Genomic DNA, 1,497 nt, shown 5'->3' with positions numbered 1-1,497 from the left:
GGGTCCTGACTTTGAAAGCAAATTCGGCCTGACCGGCGCAACCGGCTTAGGTATGGCTTCTGCAACATTCGGCCTGGTATTCGGCGGTTTGATCGGTGGTCCTGTTGCACGCCGTCTGATCAACAAATTGGGCCGTAAACCTGTCGTCAAAACTGCCAAATCCGACGACAACGATGCTGCCGACGACATCTTCGAACAAGCACAGCGTACCCGCCTGATTACTGCGGAATCTGCTGTCGAAACCCTGGCTATGTTTGCCGGCTGTTTGGCATTTGCCGAAATCGTGGATGGCTACGACAAAGCCTTCTTCGACTTGCCTAAATTCGTATGGTGTCTGTTTGCAGGTGTGGTCATCCGCAACGTCCTGACCTCAGCCTTCAAAGTCAATATGTTTGACCGCGCCATCGACGTATTCGGTAACGCTTCCCTGTCACTCTTCCTTGCCATGGCTCTTCTGAATCTGAAACTGTGGGAGTTGACCGGTCTGGCAGGCCCTGTGACCATCATCTTGGCCGTACAAACCGTTGTGATGATTCTGTACGCCACTTTCGTTACCTACGTCTTCATGGGTCGCGATTACGACTCTGCCGTATTGGCGGCAGGTCACTGCGGCTTCGGTTTGGGTGCCACCCCGACCGCCGTTGCCAACATGCAGTCCCTGACCCAAACCTTCGGCCCGTCGCACAAAGCCTTCCTGATTGTACCTATGGTCGGTGCGTTCTTCGTTGACTTGCTCAACGCCGCCATCCTCTCCGGCTTTGTCAGCGTCATCAAAGGCTGATACATCTGACATAGAAAAGCACTTGCCGCATTTACTTGCTGCAAGTGCTTTTGTTATGATAGGCACGTCAGGCCGTCTGAAAGGCCGTCATCTTCAGGAGTACCCATGTACAAAAAAACCGCTTCCGTATTGATTTTAAGCACGATTCTTCTTGCTGCATGCAGCAAAGAAGAGCCGAAAGCCGCGCTTGATTGCGCCCAACCGGCCACACTGCAAAACATCCGTACCACCATCGAAGACACCCTCAAACAACAAGCGCGCTCCTTTGCCCGCAATGACAGCCGCCAATTCGTTGATGCCGACAAAATCATCGCCGCCGGCCTCGAATTAGAAACCCTGCTTGAAGACGCCAAAGAAACCGAAGACAACGGCAAAGCCATCTGCCGCGCCAACCTCAAAATCCACATTCCCGACACCATCCTCAAAACGGCTATAGACAACAGCCCGCTGATTTACGGCAACACCCCGTTGTCCGACATGCTCGAACAAAAACTAATGGGCAGCAACCTGACTTTTGAAAACAACACGTTCAGCACCACCCTGCTCTACACCCCCGACAAAGACGGCAAACTGGTTCTCGAAGACAACACCCTGAGCACCACAGCCCAAACCCTTTCCGCCACCCTACTGCCCTACGGCGTGAAAAGCATCGTCATGATAGACGGCAAACCCGTATCCAAAGAGCAGGCCATCAAGCTGCTGCAAAACCCAAACAC

General features: G+C 53.1%; 1 protein-coding gene and 1 pseudogene. Both read left to right on the top strand.

The genetic code is table 11. The features are described from left to right. Positions 1–781, top strand: a 781-nt coding sequence (gene gltS / locus ACTHUM_RS13745; RefSeq protein WP_440403140.1) for a sodium/glutamate symporter, incomplete at its 5' end; no start/stop codon positions are given. 105 nt (positions 782–886) lie between these two features. Next, positions 887–1,497 (top strand): annotated as a pseudogene (locus ACTHUM_RS13740) (lysozyme inhibitor LprI family protein); the annotation flags it as partial.

It is taken from the genome of Neisseria sp. P0021.S006, assembly GCF_051956895.1.
This window is presented reverse-complemented; position numbering and strand designations above follow the sequence as displayed.